This is a genomic window from Halomonas koreensis (genome assembly GCF_031451675.1).
GTDB lineage: Bacteria > Pseudomonadota > Gammaproteobacteria > Pseudomonadales > Halomonadaceae > Halomonas > Halomonas koreensis.
The window spans coordinates 187,779-206,583 of the sequence record NZ_JARWAK010000003.1; the positions used below are offsets into that span (position 1 = coordinate 187,779).

The window sequence follows — 18,805 nt, forward strand, 5'->3', positions numbered from 1 at the left end:
GCTTTATTTCTCTATCAGGCCCTCGGCTTTTAAAGAGGGGATGATATGGTTGAGAAAAATGGAACCAACCTTCATTCCAGCCTCAACATCAGCTAATCCGATCCAGCGAATCTCCTCAATCTCCGAACTGGCGGTGGCCACCCCTGAATATTTGACAAACCAAGCGTGCAGGATGATTCCTCTGTTCTCTATCGCAGAGCGAGACGAATAGGAACCCATAAACCTCAGGTCCTTTACATCAACATCGATCTCTTCTTTGAGCTCTCGAACAACGCAATCCTGTAAAGGCTCTCCTGGCTCGACTTTTCCTCCGGGCGAGAGGAATACGTCAGAGCCTTTTTTTCGTACAACGAGAAGCTTTCCTTTATCCAGAATCACTCCTGCACACTTGATAATCATTGTGGGTTCCTTTCAATAGTTGGCGATCACGATAAGACGTTATCTCGCTCCAGCTTGGAAACCTCCTCTCTATAGTTGACCTTCAGACTATTGCCTGTGAGGAAGTCAACGATATCCTTGAAAATTGGCTCTTTTCGGCTTAAGTAGCTCATAATGACCTCGTCAGATGGTGTTGTGAAACTATCAGCAAATACTGAAACCCCTTCAAGTGACTTGGTCGAAACACCAATCTGAAGTAGCCTGTACTTTACATCATCGGAAGATTTTGCGAACTCGTAGATTGGGCTGTTGTACTTGATTCCATAATCACCGATCACATTGATGAAATAATCCTTGGCAACCATCCGCTGTTCGGGGAATTCTTTCTGATAACAGGCAATACCATCATTGATAGTATCGATACCATTTCTCTTACAATAATCGATAACGTGGGCATGGAGAGCAATTTTCTCGCCAAGCAGAACAAGGTTTTTCTTGTCTTCGAGAATATCCTGTTCAAGTTCGGCAATGGCAACTGAGCGGAACGACCCGCTAATATCTTCAACGATGTGGTCGACCACAAGGTCTCCAAACCGATCTTTAAGTTCCTTCACGCGGACTTGGAGAATATCTCTATGAAGTGAACAGCCGCTATTGCCACTATACAAATGGACAGGAATTCCCTGCAACATGAGATGGCAAGCCGCCAGCGTACTGTCGCGACCACCAGTAAACATGACGAGCTGGGGTACTTTTTGGGTCATAACATTAACCTCCTTGTGTGATGCCTTTCATCAAATGCATGACAACTTCTTGGCTGTCATCTGTTAAAAATAGCTGTTCTATATCGTCATAGGCGATGGTTTGATGCCTGTTGAGAACATCTTGAAGCCATCCAATAAGAGGGCTCCAAAACTCCTTTCCAAACAGCACAACAGGCTTTCTCTCCATCTTTCCAGTTTGCATCAACGTAAGAATCTCAAAGAACTCGTCCAGCGTCCCTATTCCACCAGGCATACAGATGAATGCATCAGAATAGGTTGCAAAAGCAACTTTCCTTGTGAAAAAATTCTTGAAAACCAAGCTCTCACCTTGTAATGAGTAGTCTGGAGGCTCAAACGGGAGAGAGATATTAAGACCTATCGAAAGTTTCTCTGCACGTACGGCCCCTTCAGACACTGCAAGCATTATTCCAGGTCCGCCTCCTGAAACAAGCTGGCATCCACTCGCAGCGAGTGAATAAGCGAGCTCCTCGGTTTTGCTGTAATACGCTGACTCTTTTCCGATCCTAGCGCTACCAAATATAGCAACATGAAACGCGCTCGAGCGTTCATATTTCTGTATATTGGCTAGCTCAACGAGAGCATCTTCCATAACATCTTCACCTCTTTTTGTAACCATACCTCCCTTGCTGCTATACTGTACAACTCGTTTTTTTTACAGCCGCTGTCAAAAGGATTTGAAGCATGAGGAAGCTTCCATCACTAAAGGCGCTGGCATGTTTTGAGGCAGCTTCGGAATACCATAGCTTCACCCAAGCATCGCGAAGCATGAACATGACACATGCCGCCATCAGTTATCAGATCGGGCTGATAGAAGATTGGTTAGGCGCAAAGCTCTTTACGCGATCTAATAACGGGATCCAGCTAACCCAAAATGGTAAGAAGCTCAAAGATGCCTGCTCTTACTCCTTGAGCATCCTTGAAGAGACTTGTGCAGGAATACGTGACTCCCACGGAAAAAAAGTCCTTCACGTAGGGTGCGCATCCAGCTTTCTGATATATTGGGTGATTCCTTTGCTGTCCGAGTTCAACAAAACGTCCGAAGACCTTGATGTAGTGGTAAGTACCGAAAACGACATCTATGCTCTTTTCAAAGACCGTTTCGACTTAATGATAGCAGACGAGGGTATCAACAACCTTTCGAGCATTGCTTCGGAACATTTGATCGATAACCATATTGGCCCTGTATGCGCCCCTGAATACCCCTTCAAAGAGGGGGATATTTTTGAAGGGCACTACCTTTTGCATGCCAGTTCCCACGAAAAAGCATGGAAAGAATGGGCCAGGATCTCAGGCACTAGCTTGGATGGCTCGATGGGAATGACACTAGAGAGCTTGACCCTTTGCATTGAATCGGCAAAAGCTAGACTCGGTCTAGCTATCACTCCCCGTTTCCTTGTAGATGGTTCAATTAACGAAGGGAAATTGGTGGCGCCCTTTGGTTTTTTGGATTCTGGTAGAGGAACTTCTTTCTATTATCGAAACGATACGGAAAAGCTCCATGAAATATCTGGTTTCTGTCAATGGCTAAGAAGCAAGATAGCAACCATGGAACAAGAGCAATAGAGGACTCTTAGTTTTTGTACGAAATGTCTGCTCTCAGGCAACGGTCTATGCAAGCCAGGCATACCATGGCGCGAAAGCTACGGGCCAGCTTCTCATATCGAGTGGCGATACGCCGTAGCTCCTTGAGCCAGCCGAAGCCGAGGCTTGTCAAAGCCCCTCGGAGCATCAGGTCTCGGTTTTCGCTTCATCTTGCACTGGGCAATGATCGGCTTCATGCGATGATGGTCGCAGTAGCGGCGAAGCGAATCACTATCATAGCCCTTTGTCCGCCACGATGAATTTGCAACGCTGGCGAGGCCTGCCCTTGGCCCCAGGCAGATGAATGTCCTCCATGGTGGGAGTGAAGTGCTCCGTATCCGAGTCCTGCCCGGGCGACAGCGTAAAGGTCAGCGCCCAGCCATGCCGGTCACAGACCATATGGATCTTGGTCGTCAGGCCACCTCGACTCCGCCCCAGGGCATGGTCTACTGGTTCTTCCTGTCCCCCTTTTGTCAACACCGATTAGAACTGTCCACTTTCTACCGATCTAAGATGTCCGCTCCAATTGGACCACTTCAGCCATAGCGCTCGGAGCGCTCGGGTAAATCGCACCATTTAGCCCCGGAGCACGAGATCTAATAGATGCCGCTCAGCACCTGGTGATCATCTCGCCTTGGCCGGCCCATCGGCTGGTGTGGCGAGACGATGTCCTTGATCAATAACCAGCTGTGGTCGAATAGCTCATAGCGTCCTGCCATATCTCTCCTATGCTGCTGTGGCATTGGAGAAAGTAGAAACTCTACTTTTCGTACAAAACCTAGACGGCGATCCAGTCCCCGCCCCGATAGGCGAGGATCTCGCCACTCGCGTCATCGAGCGTGAACAGGTGGAGCCAGTCGTTCGCCACCAGTGACTGCAGCATCTCGTGACGCCCGATGATCGATTCGACCGCCTCGGGAGGGGCCGCCAGGTAGGCACTCAGGCGCAAGGGCTCGTGCCGCCAGCGCTCGCCGTCGTGCAGCGACTGCATCGGCAGGCCGATGCGCAGGTCTCCACCGTTCCCCTCGAACACGCCGATGTGTCCGCCGACCACGTTGTGCAGCACCTTGTTGCCGCTCCCCAACTTCCGGTTGTCCAGGGTGGAGGCGTTGTACTGCATGTTGATCCAGTGGGCGACGACCAGGGGGGCGGTCATGATCTGCTCCAGCCGGGCGAAGTCAGGATCCGTGTGCCAGTCGTAGTCGTGCAGGAAGCTGCGCCCGGCCAGGTCGATGGGGGCGGTGACACGGCGCGGGGCGGCGATGAAGCTGGCATTTTTGGCCAGCCCCCACTCCGGACGGGTCTGCGACCAGTCCCCGGCGCGGCGATCGAGCCTCTCCGTCAGTTGCGGGCCATCCGGCGCCAGCCCCAGGGACGGGGCACGCTCGCGCCGCGCCTCGGCCCCGGCCCGGTCGAGCCATTGCCGCTCGTCCGGGCTCAGCGGGGCTTCGCCCTCCGGCAACCCGATCCGGTCGGTGATGGTGTGATGCAGCGCCGGCACGAAGCGGGTCCGTTCCGGGATGGCGATGCCGCTCTCGGCCAGCTCACGGCGCAACGCCGGCTCGTTGAGCAGCCGGGCCAGGGCCCGCACCGAGACCTCGCCGGACTGACCGCCGCAGGCGCCGCATTCCAGCCCCGCCGCATGGGGGTTGTTGGCGCTGTGGCTGCCATGGCCCACCAGCAGCACCCGGGGCGCGAAGCCCTCGGTGAGCCCCATCGCTTCGAGCACGCTCCGCGCGAGCCCCACCTGGTCGTCCAGGGTCAGGGCCTCCCCGGTATCCCGCCAGTGCCAGCCGAGCCGATCCATGGCCAGAGGGGAAGGCCGTGCCCCCGGGGCCAGCGAACGGCGCAGTAGCTTGCCGGCGTACAGCAACCCCCCGGCCTCCACGGCGGTGAAGGTGGCGCTCGCCGCCCGGCTCCATTCCTGCAGGCGCGCCTGCCAGTTGAGTCGCCGGGCCGAGCGGCGGTCGCCCTCGGCCGAACCGCTGCTCAGGGTCACCCGGGGGGCCAGCAGGCCCGGCAGGTGGGGCTGGGCCATCTCGGCGCCGCCCGGCCGATGCTCCAGCGGCAGGCCGAAGAAGCCGGCGAACCCCAGGGTCTGGATGGCCGGGCTCTGCCGCTCCAGCGCCCGGCGCATCGGCTCGGAGCGCACGTCGATGCAGAACACCGCCTGGAGCTGCGGCGCCGTCGCACTCGGTGCTGTCGTGCGCACCGACTCGCTCAAGGCCCGGTGCAGCGGCTGCTGGTAGGCCAGCTCGCTGGCGACCTGCCAGACCCACAGGGGCTGCTGGGCGCGACGATGGCGCGCGATCCGCTCCGGCAGCTCCACCAGCTCGCGGCGCCAGAGTTCCGTCAGGCGCGCGGCCTGCTCGGGGTCCGTCCCCCGGGTGTAGCGCCACAGCACCAGCTCCCAGGCCAGCCGGATGGCCAGCAGGCTGCGCATGGCGGACGGCGTCCGAGGCGTCCCGGGGGACGCCAGGTCCTGCTGCCAGTCCTGGTAGGCCACCCAGGCGGCCCAGCCATTGATGTCCAGCAGCAGCGCCTGGGCATAGGCGCTCAAGCGGCTGGCGTCGAGATCCAGCTCGGCGACCGCGGCCTGGAAGAGGCCAGCCTCGGAGGTCGGCAGGGTCTCGAAGTAGCGCCCGAGCCCCGGCTCCCCCATCAGGATGGCGATGCCGCGGTCCTTGAGGGTCATGTCACGCCAGTGGCCATAGAGCCGCTTGCCGGCGGGAGCGTTCAGCCGTTGGGCGTTGAGCGGTCCGTCGTCCTGGAAGAAGGCGGCGCAGAACTGGCTGATCTGGTGGGTGATCTCGTCACGCCAGGCCATCTTGTGCTGCCGGTCACGGCGCGCGTCCACCAGATCGCTGATGTTGTGCCAGTGGGGCAGCCGGCCGAGTTCCTCGACGACGTTCAGCAGGTTCCGGTAGGGCCCGCGATAGCCGATCCGCTCCGCCGCCTGCTCCAGGTGATGATCGGTGATCTCGCCGCGCTGCCGGCGCGCCAGGTAATGGCTCGGCGGCATCAGGCAGTGCACATTGCCCAGCGCCGAGAGCCGGGCGGAGACGCTGGCGAAGGCCTCCCCGCGCATCGTCCAGAAGGGGCTGACCGCGATCAGCCGGTCCAGGGGCCAGCTCGGCGCCACGCTGGCACAGGCCTGCTCCAGGGCCTTCTCATGCGCCGGCGTCAGGGGCGGGTAATCGCCCTCCTCGACCCGGGACATCCATGCGACCTTGGTGTTTTCGAGATTCGTCATAGTGAACCCTCCCCGGTGGTGGCGTGCAGTCGTTTGGCCTTGATCCGAGCGGGCAGCTGGTGCGGCCAGAGTCTCAGGGTGTTACGGGTGACCCACTCGTCCAGGTAGAACCCGGCGTAGCAGTAGAGGTTGAGCGTCTGCACCCGGCGGTGGTGCAGGCCATGGCGCTGCAGGCAGTAGCCCGCGAACAGCAGCACGAACAGCGCGCTCATCCAGAGATCCGCCCACAGCGGCGCCGTGTGCTCCACGGGGGGCAGCAGGACGGCGAACAGCGACTTGAGCCCGAAGTACGCGAGCACCACCAGCCCGGCCAGGCCGAGGAAGCCCGCCCCGGCTCCCGACGCCAGCGGGCCGCGCCGCTCGGCCAGCAAGGCGGTCAGGGCCAGGGCCAGCAGCACCCAGGGGCTGAACACCTCGAAGGCGCTCGAGTCGGAGACGACGCGGACGGTGGCCGCCAGGCCCGCCACCAGGGCGACACTGATGGCGCCGGCCGCGAGCCACTGCGCCGGTGTCGGACGGCGGCCGGGGGCCTGGCGACGCAGCAGGTCCTGTTGCACCGCCTCGCCGGAGCTGAGGAAGGCGTAGGCCTTGTAGCAGGAGTGCGCCAGCAGGTGCAGCAGCGCCAGCTCCACCAGCCCCAGCGCGATCTCGACCAGCATCAGCCCCATCTGGGCGCTGGTCGACCAGGCCAGCCGGACCTTGATGCTGATGCGCGTCATCATGACCAGGGCCGCCAGCACGCTGCCGACGCCCGCGACGACCAGGATCAGCGCCTGCGCCGGGGTGGACTGCAGCAACAGCGGGGAGAACAGCAGCAGCAGGTAGCCGCCGAGGTTGATCACGCCCCCGTGCAGCGCCGCCGAGACCGGCGTGGGGGCCTCGACCACCTGGATCAGCCAGCCGTGCAGGGGCAGCTGGGCGCACTTGATCAGCGCCGCCAGCGCCAGCAGGCAGGCCGCCGCCTGCTCCCCGGCGGATAAGGCCCCGACCGGTGCCGCGTAGGCGCCGATGATGTCGCTGATCCGGGCGCTGTCGTGGTGCAGGTACAGCAGCAGGAAGGCCACCAGGGCACACAGCTCGGCGGCGCGGGCGAAGAGGAATTTCTTGTGGGCCGCCAGGGCCGCGCGGGGCCTGTCGGGGTAGAACATCAGCAGCTGATGCATGGCCAGGCCGATGCCCAGCCAGGCGGCCAGAAACACCAGGAGATGGTCGCTCAGCACCGCCACGCTGACCGCCGCGAACACCGCCTGGGCGAGTGAGACGAAGCGCTGCTGGCGCGGCTCGCCCTGCAGATAGGTGGCGCTGTAGCGGACCACCACGAAGGCGATGAAGTTGGCGAGCAGCAGCATGATCAGCTGCAGGGGCGTGGTCTGCCACCAGCCGGTCACCGCCGGCAGGACCTGCGACAGGCCCAGCGCCAGCAGCATCGCCGAGAGCAGCAGCCCGCCCAGGGTGGCGGCGCGGGCCGTGCGCCAGGCACGCCCGCACGACTGGCGCCTGCTCGCCAGGGCACCCAGCGCGAGGATGGCGGGCACCAGGGAGAGCAGGAAGGTGAATAACAGCTCGTTCCAATGCATGGAATGCCTCCGATGATCCATGGAGCGAGCAGTATCCGGCCTGTCTTTTTTGAATTAAAATAGATATAAATTGATGTATTGTTCTACGAAAGAGAACGATATGAGCCGCCTGAACTATCACCACCTCTACTACTTCTGGCGCGTGGCCCGCGAGGGCAAGCTCACGCGGGTCGCCGAGTCGCTGCACCTCTCGCAGAGCGCCCTGTCGGCCCAGATCCGCAAGCTGGAAGAGCGGATGGGCAAGCCGCTCTTCGAGCGGCGCAATCGTACCCTGGTGCTGACCGAGGCGGGGCGGCAGGTGTTCAACTATGCCGAGGTGATCTTCACCAAGGGCGAGGAGCTGGAATCGCTGATCAGCCGGGGCATCGAACCCGAGTATCAGCGCCTGCGGATCGGCATGCTCTCCACTATGTCGCGCAACTTCATCGAGGGCTTCATCGCCCCCCTGCTCGACCGGGACGAGCACAAGGTTCACTTCAGCCTCCACGCCCGGGGCATGGCCAACCTGCTCGACGGACTGGCCCGGCACGAGCTCGACGTCGTGCTCACCAACACCCAGTTGCCCCCGTCCGATTCGCCCCAGGCGGCCTGGCAGAGCCAGCTGCTGGCCCGCCAGCCCCTGTCGATCCTCGGCCCACCGGGGTCCGACCCCGGCACCGCCTTCCCCGAGGGCTACGCTGGCCTGCGCTGGGTACTGCCCGGCGAGCATCACGAGATCCGCCGCGCCTTCGACGGCTTCTGCAGCCTGCATCAATACGAGCCGGAGATCCTCGCCGAGGCCGACGACATGGCCATGCTGCGCCTGCTGGCCCGGGACAGCGGGGCGCTGAGCGTGCTGCCGGAGGTGGTGGTCAAGGATGAGCTGAAGCAGGGGCGGCTGACCCGTTTCGCCCGGCTGCCCAACGTCTACGAGAACTTCTATGCCATCACCCTGCCCCGGGAGTTCATGCCGACCGTGGTCTCGGAACTGCTGGCCCGCCCGCTGAAGGACCTGGCATAGCCCGAACTCCCTATCGCCTATCACCGGGAAGCGGCAGGCGTGACAGGCTGACAGGTAGGGGGGGGATAAGCGTCAGCGCATCCACCGATGAGCCCGGCACCGAGCCCGCCGGATGCACTCGCAGGCTCGCTTATCCGGCCTACGTCGGTCCTGGCTTGGTTCACGCTGAGCTGCGAAGAGCCCCAACGAAAAGCCCCCGAGCCGGCGGACCGGCTCGGGGGCTTCGTCAAGCTCGCGTCAGCATTCCCGGGGGCGATGACCTTCGTCGGCGAATCAGCCGTAGGGGGGATAAGCGTTAGCGCATCCACCAATGAGCCCGGCACCGAGCCCGCCGGATGCACTCGCAGGCTCGCTTATCCGGCCTACGCCCCGCTTTTCATGCTGCGCGCGAGAACGCGCTCGGCTTACGGCTGGGCGGCCAGGGAGGCGCGCGCCACGTGCAGCTTCTTGTAGCTCTCGATCAGGCGCTGGTGCTTCTCGAGCCCTTCCAGCTGCATGTTGGTCGGGGTCAGGCCGTGGAAGCGCACGCTGCCGTCCACCGAGCCGACCACGGCGTCCATGGTGTCCTCGCCGAACATGCGCCGGAGGTTGTAGAGGTAGTCCTCCAGCTCCAGCTCGTCGTCCAGGGCGATCTCCAGCACCGCGTTCACCGCCTGGTAGAAGAGCCCGCGCTCGACGGTGTTGTCGTTGAACTGCAGGAACATCTGCACCCGATCCAGCGCCTCCTCGTGCTGGCCCAGTGCCAGGTTGATCAGCAGCTTGAGCTCGAGGATGGTCAACTGGCCCCAGACGGTGTTCTCGTCGAACTCGATGCCGATCAGGGTGATGATGTCCTCGTGGTCGTCGATCTGGGTCTCCTCCAGGCGCTCCAGCAGGTCGGCCAGCCGCTCGTCGCTGAGCTCGTGGAGGTGCAGGATGTCCTCGCGGAACAGCAGCGCCTTGTTGGTGTTGTCCCAGACCAGGTCCTCCACCGGGTAGACCTCGGAGTACCCCGGCACCAGGATGCGGCACACCGGCGCGCCCAGGTCGTCGAAGACCGCCTGGTAGGCCTCCAGGCCCAGCTCCTCGAGGATGCCGAACAGGGTCGCCGCCTCCTCCTCCGTACTGTTGGAACCGCTGCCCGAGAAGTCCCACTCGACGAACTCGACGTCGGCCTTCGAGCTGAAGAAGCGCCAGGACACCACGCCGGAGGAGTCGATGAAGTGCTCGACGAAGTTATTCGGTTCGGACACCGCCAGGGAGTTGAAGGTCGGCGGCAGGAAGTCGTTGAGGCCCTCGAAGCTGCGGCCCTGCATCAGCTCGGTGAGGCTGCGCTCCAGTGCCACCTCGAAGCTCGGATGCGCGCCGAAGGAGGCGAAGACGCCGCCGGTCTTGGGGTTCATCAGGGTGACGCACATCACCGGGAACTGGCCGCCCAGGGAGGCGTCCTTGACCAGGATCGGGAAGCCCTGGGCCTCCAGCGCCTCGACGCCCTCGAGGATGTCCGGGTACTTCTTCAGCACCTCCAGCGGCACGTCGGGCAGGGTGATCTCCTCCTCGATGATCTGGCGCTTCACCGCCCGCTCGAAGATCTCCGACAGGCACTGCACCTGCGCCTCGGGCAGGGTGTTGCCGGCGCTCATGCCGTTGCTGAGGTAGAGGTTCTCGATCAGGTTGGACGGGAAGTAGACCGTCTCGCCGTCCGACTGGCGCACGTAGGGGATCGAGACGATGCCCCGCTCCACCTTGCCGGAGTTGGTGTCGATCAGGTTCGAGCCGCGAAGCTCGCCGTCCGGGTCGTAGATCGCCCGGCAGTGGTCGTCCAGGATGCCCTCCGGCAGCTCGTCGTTGGGCCCCGGCTGGAACCACTCCTCGTTCGGGTAGTGGACGAACCGGCTGTTCGCGATCTCCTCGCCGAAGAACTGGTCGTTGTAGAAGAAGTTGCAGCTCAGGCGTTCGATGAACTCGCCCAGCGCCGAGCACAGCGCGCTCTCCTTGGTGGCGCCCTTGCCGTTGGTGAAGCACATGTTGGAGTAGGCGTCGCGGATGTGCAGCGACCACACGTGAGGCACGATGTTGCGCCAGGAGGCGATCTCGACCTTCATGCCGAGCCGCTCGAAGATGCCCGTCATGTTGGCGATGGTCTGCTCCAGCGGCAGGTCCTTGCCCTCGATCCAGGTGCTCGCGCCCTCCTCCGGCTCGGCCATCAGCAGCGCCTGGGCGTCCTCGTCCAGGTTCTCCACCGTCTCGATCTGGAACTCGGGGCCGGTCTGCACCACCTTCTTGACCGTGCAGCGCTCGATGGAGCGCAGGATGCCCTCGCGGTCCTTGGCGGAGAGGTCCTCCGGCAGCTCGACCTGGATCTTGAAGATCTGCTTGTAGCGGTTCTCCGGATCGACGATGTTGTTCTGCGACAGCCGGATGTTCTCGGTGGGGATATTGCGCGCGTTGCAGTAGACCTTGACGAAATAGGCCGCGCACATGGCCGACGACGCCAGGAAGTAGTCGAAGGGCCCGGGGGCCGAGCCGTCGCCCTTGTAGCGGATCGGCTGGTCGGAGATGACCGTGAAGTCGTCGAACTTGGCCTCCAGCCGGAGGTTGTCGAGATAGTTGACCTTGATTTCCATTGACAAAGCACCGGATATGTGGTTTCGGGCGACCGTAGCGCGTAACCCGCCATTATCCAGCTTTTCGGGGGCGTCGTCTTGGGCGGGTGGCCAAAAAATCACCACTCCGGGCCAGCCAGGGAGGGAACGCCCCGCTCGGGCCTGCTGGCCTGAGGGTGGAAGCAGGACGTCATGGGGAAGCCGGCACCTGCCGAGGAGGATCAGAATCGGTAGCGAAACTCGATCATGTGAAAATCCGCCCCGGTCGTGTCGGACCCATTCACGCCGGCATCGGAATAGTGAAGAAACCGATAGCCGACCCCCAGGTGTCGATACAGCGGCATGCCGGCGCCCACGGTCAGGGCAAACTGGAAGGGCCCACCGAAATCCTGCTCCCCGAAGCGATGCCGGCTGAACAGGGCGGCACCGGCCCCCAGGTCCAGGAGGAAACGCCCATCCTCGCTTCCCAAGGTCCATTCGGGGATGAGCGACACGACCAGGGCGTTTTCCCCCGCCCCCCGCAACAGTCCGGCACTGGCCATCAAGCGGGTGCCCATCCCCCACCCCGACGTGGAGTAAGCTTCCCATGGCAAGGCGACATTGGCCGACAGGTCATACTCCTTGAAATCCTCCGGCGCCTCTTTCCCCAACAGGGTCTTCTCCGAGACTCGGGCGCGCAGGCTCAGGCTCTGCAGTTCCCAGTCGTCGGCGTAGCTCGGGCTTGGAGCGAGCAAGCCGCAGAGGACGATCGGCATCAGCCCGAAGGCAACCGCATGACGAGGCAAATCGATTGCTGGCAGCATAATTCCATGGAAATCAAGGTGTGGCGGTCCCGAACTCCATTGGACCCCCAGAAGCACCGAAGGTTGGCATTACAGTAATCGGGGACAGACCCCAATTATGCTGCCGTGCCGGAAGGTGGCGATAGCCCGCTTTCACCGCCCATTCAGATTCCGGTTGCTTTATGCGGAATCCCGGTCCCACACGATATTGTTCTTGGACCGGTCAAAATAAGGGGCAAACACGGAAAGCGCTGCAAAGCTTTGCCCTTCTTCGAGGATCGGACCATGGAGCGTATTTTGTGGAATGAACACCAGATCACCCCGGCTCACTCTCTTGACCTCGTCACCCACCTTGAAGTCGACGTCCCCCTCGATGATCACGAGGATTTCGTCATGGTGTGTCTGGGTATGAAGTGCATTCCCACTATCGCGAACGATACCGACATTCGCCGTCACATGCTCTCCATCAAAGACGAACACTCTCTTGATGGGATCGTTTCTCGTGGACTCATCCGTGTCGAGCGATTCCACGATCTGGTCGAGGTTTTGAAAGAATGTCATTTTCGCTTCCTCCCTTGCCGATTGCCTGGGCGCGTAGGAGGTCAGCTGGTCAGGACGTGCGGGGTGTCGGCGGGAGCGCCGCTCTGCAGACTCGCTCCGTTGCGGTGACACTTCGGTTGCCTCCCGGGCGGCCCGAACGAGGAGCGCATCATGGCATTCCGCAGAGTGAGCAATCCGTTGTCCCCCCCGAGCGGCCAAGCCAATCGTGGCCTCATCCATAACCATAGCCCGAGGCTCACCGACACGCCTAGCTCAGGACGGGCACAGGATAATCGCAGTCGGGCCCGCCAGCCCTCAGCGGCCGGCGGAGGCAGTGGCGCCAGTTGCCGACGCTGCGGCTCACACAGCCGATCCCAGGCATTCAAGTCAAAAGCCCCGGGAGCGGCCGCGGCACTGAGTAACCGGCGGCGGACTCGCATCAGGCCATCCGGCGGTCGCTATCGCGCGCCGTTATTCCCGGGGCTCGGACGCGCCCCGGTTCAGGCGCCGCTCGCACTCGTCCAGCGACTCCGGGCCCGTGATCGGCGCGCTCGACGGACAACGGTCGGTTTCGACCAGCGCTCCGTCCCTCAGCATGATGGCGCGCACGTGCTGCCGCCGCGCGTCCGGAACCAGCAGCTGCATGCGCCCCTTGATCCGCGCGGGCCTCGACAGGCCCAGCTCCGAGGCGCCGTAGACATGGTTCGAGAAGCCGCTTAGCGAGGCGATCTCCACCAGGCGCTCGCCATCGTCGTTCAGGTCGGCGACGCCGGCCGGGTTGAGCCAGCGGTTGCGCCTGCCGATCGGGGCGGACTGCGCCACGATCTCGAGCCGCTTGCCATCGAGGCCGACCAGCGCCAGCCGCGAGCCGCCGTCACGGGAGCTGACGATGACCAGCAGGGCCGGCGGCGATTGATCCGTGAGTCGCACGAGGCGCGGCGCCAGGTCCTCGAAGACCTCGTCCCCAGGCAACGCCAGTACCGCTTCCCTGCCGGCGTCGGTCGCCGCGACCAGCCGCGCGTATTCATGGGGCCGCCCCAAGGCGAAATGCCCGTATCGCTCGACCGGCTCGGCATAGCGGGCCGCGACGATCCGCTCCGCGTGAACGGAAGGCGTCATCAGCACGATCAGGGCACACAGCGAAAGCAGGTAGCCTTTCATCGTCCCGTTCTCCCGGATCTGTTGTGTCGAGTGCTGGCCCGGCTAGGGCGGAGACGAGGGACTGTCCCCATCGCCCTCCCCCATGCCCCTTGAACCATACTGCTCGGGAGCCGGGTTCGTGAGATCGCGGACGCTTCGACTCAGGGGGACCAACCGGATCTCCGTGGATGAGGGTCAGGGGGCGCTGGATATCGTGTGGTGGCTGATCGGGGGGGCGTTGCTGTCGACGGCGCTGGCAGGCGGTTATCGGTGGATCTTCCACATGCCGGGCAGCAGCTACCGGGGCACGCCGCCGCCCCTGGATGCCCAGGGCGAGGCGCTGCGTGGGCGGTTGCAGAGGCACGTTCGCGCACTGGCGGAGGGGATCGGCGAGCGTCATGTCTGGCGCCCCGAGGCGCTGCGGGCGGCCGCCGCCTACATCGAGCAGGCCTTTCGCGACGCCGGCCTCGCGCCTCGGCGCCTGCCGGTACCCTGCGGCGACAGGGTACTCCACAATCTCGAGGTGCGGCTGCCGGGCAGCGGGGCAACGGACGAGATCCTGGTGGTCGGGGCCCACTACGACACCGTGCGGGGTACCTGTGGGGCCGACGACAACGCCTCCGGCGTGGCCGTGCTGCTGGAACTGGCGCGGGGCCTGCAGGGGGACGAGCTCGAGCGGGAGATTCGCCTCGTCGCCTTCGTCAACGAGGAGGCGCCGCACTTCGGCAGCGACGCCATGGGCAGCCTGACCTATGCCCGCGAGGCCCGGGCGCGGGGCGAGGCCATCGTCGGCATGCTCTCGCTGGAGATGCTCGGCCACTATACCGACGCCCCCGGCAGCCAGGCGTACCCGCCGCTGCTCGGCCTCGTCTACCCCGACCGCGGCAACTTCGTGGCCTGCGTCGGCAACCTGCGTTCACGACGCCTGGTGCGCCAGGTGACGGGCACCTTTCGACGGCATGCCGAGATGCCCTCGGAAGGGCTGGCCGCCCCGGAGCTGCTGCGCGATATCGTCCGCTCCGACCACTGGGCGTTCTGGGAGATGGGCTACCCGGCGATGATGCTCACCGACACCGCCGATTTCCGCAATCCGCGCTACCACGGCCCCGGCGACACCTGGGACACGCTCGACTACGCCGGCATGGCGCGGCTGACCCCGGCGCTGGCCGCGACGCTGGCGCAGCTGGCGCGGGGCTGAGCGAGACAATGGAGTCTGTCCCCGATTGCTTGCCATTACCGGGGATTTCTCGAACGCCAATAGCGAGCAATAGTAGGCTTTACGCTGACCCCGTGAACCAGGATCGATAAGGCAACCACGACCAGGGTCAAGTGTATCAATTCCAGTGCTATACCCTCCGGCAGCCCGTGTTGGATGGCGTACATCAGGTAGTACAGCGAGCCTATACCACGGACGCCAAACCACCCCACGAGGTGGCGCATACGCATGGTTGCCCTGCTTCCCAGCAGGCCCAGGTGCACGCTGATGGGACGGGCGACAAAAAACAGAAACGCCGCGAAGCCAGCGGCTCGCCAGCTCCAGGAGTCCCAGAACAGTGAACCGCCGATCAGCAAGACCAGCACGATTTCTGCCAGCCGCTCGAGGTGCTCGTTGAAGACCAGGGAGCTTTCACTCACATGCACGTGCGCCAGGGCTTTCGGCGCATCATCCTGGCGAGTCTCGATCAATTTCGAGTACTCTTGCTTGAGGAGCGTCAGTTTTAATTCGGTATGGCGCAGAGCCACCGCCGCACTAAACACAGCCAAGAAGCCCCAGGCGCCCACCAACAAGCTGATTCCGTAGGCAAATGCTATCAGCCCCAGGCCGAGGAAGCTTTCCAGAAAGGCGGTGTCCGAAAAGGCAGTGCGTATTTTGTGTACCAGCCAGCCTACACCATAGCCTGCCAGGATACCGATCCCGATACCCGCACCGCTGGCCCAGATCACATCCACTGCCAGCCAACGCCAGCCGGCGTCGCCAAGATCATGCAGACCCAGCAAGCCCAGGCCCAGCATCACGAACGGGAAGGCGCTGCCGTCGTTTATTCCGGCCTCGCAGGTCAATGCAAAGCGTAGATGGTCAGGATCATCGGCATGGCGAACCTGAACCTCGGTCGCCAGAACAGGGTCGGTCGGTGCGACCACGGCACCTAGCAATACGGCAGCCCCAAGCGGCAAAGAGAGCCAGTAATACCCGAAAAGCGTCACGATCCCGACGGTGATCGCCATCGAAAAAACTGCCAGTTGCAAGGGGGTTCGCCATCGCTTGAAGGTTACCGGCGCCGGCATCTTTACCCCGGCACAATACAACGAAATCAGCACCGCCACTTCGGTCAGCAACTCCAATAAAGCCGACTCTTCCAGTGCGTTAAAATGAAACAGGCCAAAGCCCATTGGCCCAAAAACAACTCCAACAAGAAGATACAAAATGGCAGAGGTAGCGGGCACCCTCTTGAAATACGAGAAGGTAAAGCCCACTACCAGCAGCAGCGTTCCAATCAATATGAACCAGGTCGCGGCCGTCATGGGTTACTCATTGACCTCCCCCCGCCTGAGGGCGTGGGAGGTCGACGGCACTCAGGCGCGGCATTGAGCCGCTCCGGTGAGTTCCTGCCGCTGGCGGCATCGATTCGTATTCGAAGGCTTGCAGGCATTGCAATCATCATGGCCTGTTCACTCACACGGTTTCGGTGTCATTGGACGGCTGCATCATCCGCGATAGCCACCACCTCCCTGAATGAGAGCGCTTCTCGCGCAACTTGAACAGCCTGCGTACACCGCCAAGATCACGGCCAGCCAAGCGCGAACCGCAAGGCTCGGACCAGGGTGCTCGCGCTCGTTTCTGAACTCGCCTCAACCCGCTAGCCTCGAATTCCTTGCTCGGATACCCGGCGCGTCATCGCCCCTGCGCCCCCCGGCGCAGCCAGTCATGCACGAAGGCCAGCTTACGGCGCGCGGGGTCAGACAGCACGAAGGGGTAGAGGTCCGACAATCCCATGGAGCGGTTGACGTGATTGACCCCCACCGTGAGGGAGGCCGCGACATGGATCAGACGCCCGGCATCCGGTTCCGAATACGGATCCCAGCCCGGGTTCGGCAACTCTGGGGAGGAGAGCCCCGCCGCGACGAAGCTGTCGGTAATATCGGTCAGGTGCAGCAGATGTGCGGCGGTCTCGGCCCAGTCCTCATGCGGATGCGAGGAGGCGTAGGTGGTCAGGAAGCGTTGCTTCCAGTCGGCCGGAGGGCCGTCTTGGTAGTGACGCTGGAGCGCGGTCGGGTAATCCACGCGCTCGTCGCCGAACATGGCACGGAAGGCATCCAGGAAGTCGTCGCGCAGGCTGAGCCGCCACCACAGCATATGCGCGATCTCGTGGCGCATATGGCCGATCATGGTGCGGTAGGGCTCGTCCAGGGCTTGGCGGCGAGTTACGCTCAGGACCGGGTCCGCCTCGGCGACGCTGATGGTCACCACGCCCTGAGCATGGCCCATGGGCACGGGAGTCGGGCCTTCGGCGAGCATGTGGAAAACGGGGCGCGCGCCCGGATCCTCCGGCCGGAACCAGTGCCAGCGCCCGAGATTGTCAAGCGCCCAGCGCTTGGCGGCTTCGGTCTGCGCCCAGTTGGGAATGGCGTTGGGTATGGCGGGATCCGGGGCCAGGGCCGTCATGGCGCAGGACCGGCAGAAGGCGCCCTGCGCAGGAGCCATCCAATTGCAACCGATGACTTCCCGGTTGGCGCAGAAGGGCGGCATCGGCAGGAAGGCCCGCGCCTGCGGGTCGTAAGCCACGGGGGTGCCGTCAGCGGTGGTGAGGTTGTCAAACCAGAGTGATCCGGAACCGACTGGGTTTGCAAAAACGCGCATACAGTAGGCTCTCCGGAAGAAGAACAGGGCACAGGGCCCGAATGGTCACGCATTCATCCTTCTCTTCTCCCGGTCGTGTGTCAACTCTCATCGGAGCACGGCCGGCCAGGCTTCCCGGTCGAAAGCTGGAGGGGAGAAGCGTGGGTCCGCCCCCAAGGAAGCCACCTGTCGTGGCCGATGCCTGGAAACCCATCAGGGCCTGGCCCGATCATCGCCTGTCCCGATCATCGCCTGTCCCGGATGGCCGAACTCGCCTAGGGGATCACCGGCCTGATCGATGATGCTCACCGACACCGCAGATTTCCGCAATCCGCACTGCCACGGCTCCGGCGACACTTGGGACAAGCTCGACTACGCCGTCATGCCGAGGCTGACCCCGGCGCTGGCCGAGACGCTGGTGCAGTTGGCGCGGGACTGAGCGAGAAAATGGGGTCTGTCCCCGATTCGATTGACTGAATTCTTGCCATATACTCAGCGCTTCGCATTATCCGCTATGTCGTACGCCTGTGGCTGGCCGACCGGCAGTTCGTCTTGTGGACTATCCCAAATCAAGAATATTTTACCGTAGGTTTCCTCTATGCTCTTCACGAATTCTGCTGCTTCTTCTTCCGTCATTTCTGGCAAGACGGGATCCACCTCATCTATCTCCTCCTTGTGATAATGCCAAAGTGCTTGCTCGGTCTCTGGCAAGGTCGCATAGGCATCTGCACCGATAATGAACTCCACGCCAATCAGGCGTGCATTTTCTTCATCGCTGTCATATAGCTGGCATGCTGTAACGCCGCCAGGAAGTCCACCCTTACAGTAGTGATGCGCAACGGCATCAAGGTCACCGGCGATATGGCGTTTCGCATCAATATGGATATTCCAGCCCATGGTAGGAGGCTCGTGAGCGAGGGCCGCTCCTGCGACGGCTAGACCTATGACACTGACAACGGCTGACGAAATCTGGTGCATAATGACCTCCTACGAGCTTTCTTGAGATCACTGCTTCGCTCACTCTAAAGTGAACGCTTCATTAACATAGAGCACGACATAAAGAACCATAAACACTATTTTCTTCATACTACGCGTCAATTTTCATCATGCAGTGCTATGCAAAAAACGCCGACTGACTCGGGACGATTCGGCCAAGAATGGTCTGCATCACGGCCATGGGTACGGCTTAAAGGAGCCAGGGAAAGCATCGATGGCGGAGGCCGGGAAAATGGGGTCTGTCCCCGATTGCCTGCCGATTGCCTGCCTGTCCCCCATTGCCGAACTCGCCTAGGGTGTAGGGAAAGGCAGGCAACCGGGGGTCTTGGCCGACGGTGGATCGATGAGAG

16 protein-coding genes and 1 pseudogene are annotated in these 18,805 nt (G+C 62.2%); 4 read left to right on the forward strand and 13 right to left on the reverse strand.

Annotation, left to right across the window (positions count from 1 at the left end; all coding sequences use genetic code 11):
* Positions 1 to 3 precede the first annotated feature (3 nt).
* From QC818_RS05255 to QC818_RS05265, 3 genes are read right to left on the reverse strand one after another with little or no spacing between them, the layout of a single operon-like run.
* Positions 4 to 399 carry an NUDIX hydrolase gene (locus tag QC818_RS05255; RefSeq protein WP_309651794.1) on the reverse strand — a complete coding sequence of 132 codons (396 nt, stop codon included), beginning with the start codon at positions 397 to 399 and terminating at the stop codon, positions 4 to 6.
* A gap of 26 nt (positions 400 to 425) precedes the next feature.
* On the reverse strand, positions 426 to 1,142 hold the full coding sequence (locus tag QC818_RS05260; RefSeq protein WP_309651795.1) for a hypothetical protein: 717 nt from the start codon (positions 1,140 to 1,142) through the stop codon (positions 426 to 428).
* A gap of 4 nt (positions 1,143 to 1,146) precedes the next feature.
* Positions 1,147 to 1,752, reverse strand: coding sequence for an LOG family protein (locus QC818_RS05265; protein ID WP_309651796.1), 606 nt, complete (start codon positions 1,750 to 1,752; stop codon positions 1,147 to 1,149).
* 92 nt (positions 1,753 to 1,844) lie between these two features.
* Between QC818_RS05265 and QC818_RS05270 the strand changes: the two genes are divergently transcribed.
* On the forward strand, positions 1,845 to 2,726 hold the full coding sequence (locus QC818_RS05270) for a LysR substrate-binding domain-containing protein (protein ID WP_309651797.1): 882 nt from the start codon (positions 1,845 to 1,847) through the stop codon (positions 2,724 to 2,726).
* A gap of 7 nt (positions 2,727 to 2,733) precedes the next feature.
* Here the strand turns inward: QC818_RS05270 and QC818_RS05275 are convergent.
* The 3 genes and pseudogenes from QC818_RS05275 to QC818_RS05285 form a co-directional block, all read right to left on the reverse strand.
* Positions 2,734 to 3,463: pseudogene (locus QC818_RS05275) on the reverse strand (IS5 family transposase).
* Positions 3,464 to 3,522: 59 nt separating this feature from the next.
* Complete coding sequence (locus tag QC818_RS05280) at positions 3,523 to 5,997, reverse strand: YbcC family protein (protein WP_309651798.1); 2,475 nt, start codon at positions 5,995 to 5,997, stop codon at positions 3,523 to 3,525.
* Positions 5,994 to 7,574: an NADH-quinone oxidoreductase subunit L gene (locus tag QC818_RS05285; RefSeq protein WP_309651799.1), complete on the reverse strand. Its 1,581-nt coding sequence runs from the start codon at positions 7,572 to 7,574 to the stop codon at positions 5,994 to 5,996. Before QC818_RS05285 ends, QC818_RS05280 begins: the two co-directional genes overlap by 4 nt.
* Before the next feature lie 100 nt (positions 7,575 to 7,674).
* Between QC818_RS05285 and QC818_RS05290 the strand changes: the two genes are divergently transcribed.
* On the forward strand, positions 7,675 to 8,574 hold the full coding sequence (locus QC818_RS05290; RefSeq protein WP_309651800.1) for a LysR family transcriptional regulator: 900 nt from the start codon (positions 7,675 to 7,677) through the stop codon (positions 8,572 to 8,574).
* A gap of 404 nt (positions 8,575 to 8,978) precedes the next feature.
* On the opposite strand, the gene QC818_RS05295 is transcribed toward QC818_RS05290, so the two are convergent.
* The 4 genes from QC818_RS05295 to QC818_RS05310 form a co-directional block, all read right to left on the reverse strand.
* Positions 8,979 to 11,180 carry an OsmC domain/YcaO domain-containing protein gene (locus tag QC818_RS05295; RefSeq protein WP_309651801.1) on the reverse strand — a complete coding sequence of 734 codons (2,202 nt, stop codon included), beginning with the start codon at positions 11,178 to 11,180 and terminating at the stop codon, positions 8,979 to 8,981.
* Between the two features lie 200 nt (positions 11,181 to 11,380).
* Positions 11,381 to 11,962 (reverse strand): acyloxyacyl hydrolase, encoded by a 582-nt coding sequence (locus QC818_RS05300; RefSeq protein WP_309651802.1) that lies wholly within the window; start codon positions 11,960 to 11,962, stop codon positions 11,381 to 11,383.
* Between the two features lie 159 nt (positions 11,963 to 12,121).
* On the reverse strand, positions 12,122 to 12,502 hold the full coding sequence (locus QC818_RS05305; RefSeq protein WP_309651803.1) for a cupin domain-containing protein: 381 nt from the start codon (positions 12,500 to 12,502) through the stop codon (positions 12,122 to 12,124).
* Between the two features lie 450 nt (positions 12,503 to 12,952).
* A complete protein-coding gene (locus tag QC818_RS05310) occupies positions 12,953 to 13,642 on the reverse strand; it encodes a hypothetical protein (protein WP_309651804.1) in 690 nt (229 codons plus the stop codon).
* A gap of 163 nt (positions 13,643 to 13,805) precedes the next feature.
* Here QC818_RS05310 and QC818_RS05315 point away from each other — a divergent pair, with 163 nt between their 5' ends.
* On the forward strand, positions 13,806 to 14,819 hold the full coding sequence (locus tag QC818_RS05315; RefSeq protein ID WP_309651805.1) for a M20/M25/M40 family metallo-hydrolase: 1,014 nt from the start codon (positions 13,806 to 13,808) through the stop codon (positions 14,817 to 14,819).
* Between the two features lie 35 nt (positions 14,820 to 14,854).
* On the opposite strand, the gene QC818_RS05320 is transcribed toward QC818_RS05315, so the two are convergent.
* Together QC818_RS05320 and QC818_RS05325 are read right to left on the reverse strand one after the other, a co-directional pair.
* On the reverse strand, positions 14,855 to 16,144 hold the full coding sequence (locus tag QC818_RS05320) for a cation:proton antiporter (RefSeq protein ID WP_309651806.1): 1,290 nt from the start codon (positions 16,142 to 16,144) through the stop codon (positions 14,855 to 14,857).
* Positions 16,145 to 16,514: 370 nt separating this feature from the next.
* On the reverse strand, positions 16,515 to 17,480 hold the full coding sequence (locus QC818_RS05325; RefSeq protein ID WP_309651807.1) for a zinc-binding metallopeptidase family protein: 966 nt from the start codon (positions 17,478 to 17,480) through the stop codon (positions 16,515 to 16,517).
* Positions 17,481 to 17,757: 277 nt separating this feature from the next.
* Here QC818_RS05325 and QC818_RS05330 point away from each other — a divergent pair, with 277 nt between their 5' ends.
* Positions 17,758 to 17,898 (forward strand): hypothetical protein, encoded by a 141-nt coding sequence (locus QC818_RS05330; RefSeq protein ID WP_309651808.1) that lies wholly within the window; start codon positions 17,758 to 17,760, stop codon positions 17,896 to 17,898.
* A gap of 53 nt (positions 17,899 to 17,951) precedes the next feature.
* Here the strand turns inward: QC818_RS05330 and QC818_RS05335 are convergent, their stop codons facing one another.
* Positions 17,952 to 18,437 (reverse strand): DUF1264 domain-containing protein, encoded by a 486-nt coding sequence (locus tag QC818_RS05335; protein WP_309651809.1) that lies wholly within the window; start codon positions 18,435 to 18,437, stop codon positions 17,952 to 17,954.
* Between the last annotated feature and the right edge of the window lie 368 nt (positions 18,438 to 18,805).

What these genes read in the sequence shown, in the direction of transcription:
- QC818_RS05310 (WP_309651804.1), bottom strand. Translation starts at nt 13,642, where the DNA reads ATGAAAGGCTACCTGCTTTCGCTGTGTGCCCTGATCGTGCTGATGACG.
- QC818_RS05325 (WP_309651807.1), bottom strand. Translation starts at nt 17,480, where the DNA reads ATGCGCGTTTTTGCAAACCCAGTCGGTTCCGGATCACTCTGGTTTGAC.
- QC818_RS05335 (WP_309651809.1), bottom strand. Translation starts at nt 18,437, where the DNA reads ATGCACCAGATTTCGTCAGCCGTTGTCAGTGTCATAGGTCTAGCCGTC.
- QC818_RS05255 (WP_309651794.1), bottom strand. Translation starts at nt 399, where the DNA reads ATGATTATCAAGTGTGCAGGAGTGATTCTGGATAAAGGAAAGCTTCTC.
- QC818_RS05320 (WP_309651806.1), bottom strand. Translation starts at nt 16,144, where the DNA reads ATGACGGCCGCGACCTGGTTCATATTGATTGGAACGCTGCTGCTGGTA.
- QC818_RS05265 (WP_309651796.1), bottom strand. Translation starts at nt 1,752, where the DNA reads ATGGAAGATGCTCTCGTTGAGCTAGCCAATATACAGAAATATGAACGC.
- QC818_RS05270 (WP_309651797.1), top strand. Translation starts at nt 1,845, where the DNA reads ATGAGGAAGCTTCCATCACTAAAGGCGCTGGCATGTTTTGAGGCAGCT.
- QC818_RS05295 (WP_309651801.1), bottom strand. Translation starts at nt 11,180, where the DNA reads ATGGAAATCAAGGTCAACTATCTCGACAACCTCCGGCTGGAGGCCAAG.
- QC818_RS05300 (WP_309651802.1), bottom strand. Translation starts at nt 11,962, where the DNA reads ATGCTGCCAGCAATCGATTTGCCTCGTCATGCGGTTGCCTTCGGGCTG.
- QC818_RS05280 (WP_309651798.1), bottom strand. Translation starts at nt 5,997, where the DNA reads ATGACGAATCTCGAAAACACCAAGGTCGCATGGATGTCCCGGGTCGAG.
- QC818_RS05260 (WP_309651795.1), bottom strand. Translation starts at nt 1,142, where the DNA reads ATGACCCAAAAAGTACCCCAGCTCGTCATGTTTACTGGTGGTCGCGAC.
- QC818_RS05290 (WP_309651800.1), top strand. Translation starts at nt 7,675, where the DNA reads ATGAGCCGCCTGAACTATCACCACCTCTACTACTTCTGGCGCGTGGCC.
- QC818_RS05305 (WP_309651803.1), bottom strand. Translation starts at nt 12,502, where the DNA reads ATGACATTCTTTCAAAACCTCGACCAGATCGTGGAATCGCTCGACACG.
- QC818_RS05285 (WP_309651799.1), bottom strand. Translation starts at nt 7,574, where the DNA reads ATGCATTGGAACGAGCTGTTATTCACCTTCCTGCTCTCCCTGGTGCCC.
- QC818_RS05330 (WP_309651808.1), top strand. Translation starts at nt 17,758, where the DNA reads ATGATGCTCACCGACACCGCAGATTTCCGCAATCCGCACTGCCACGGC.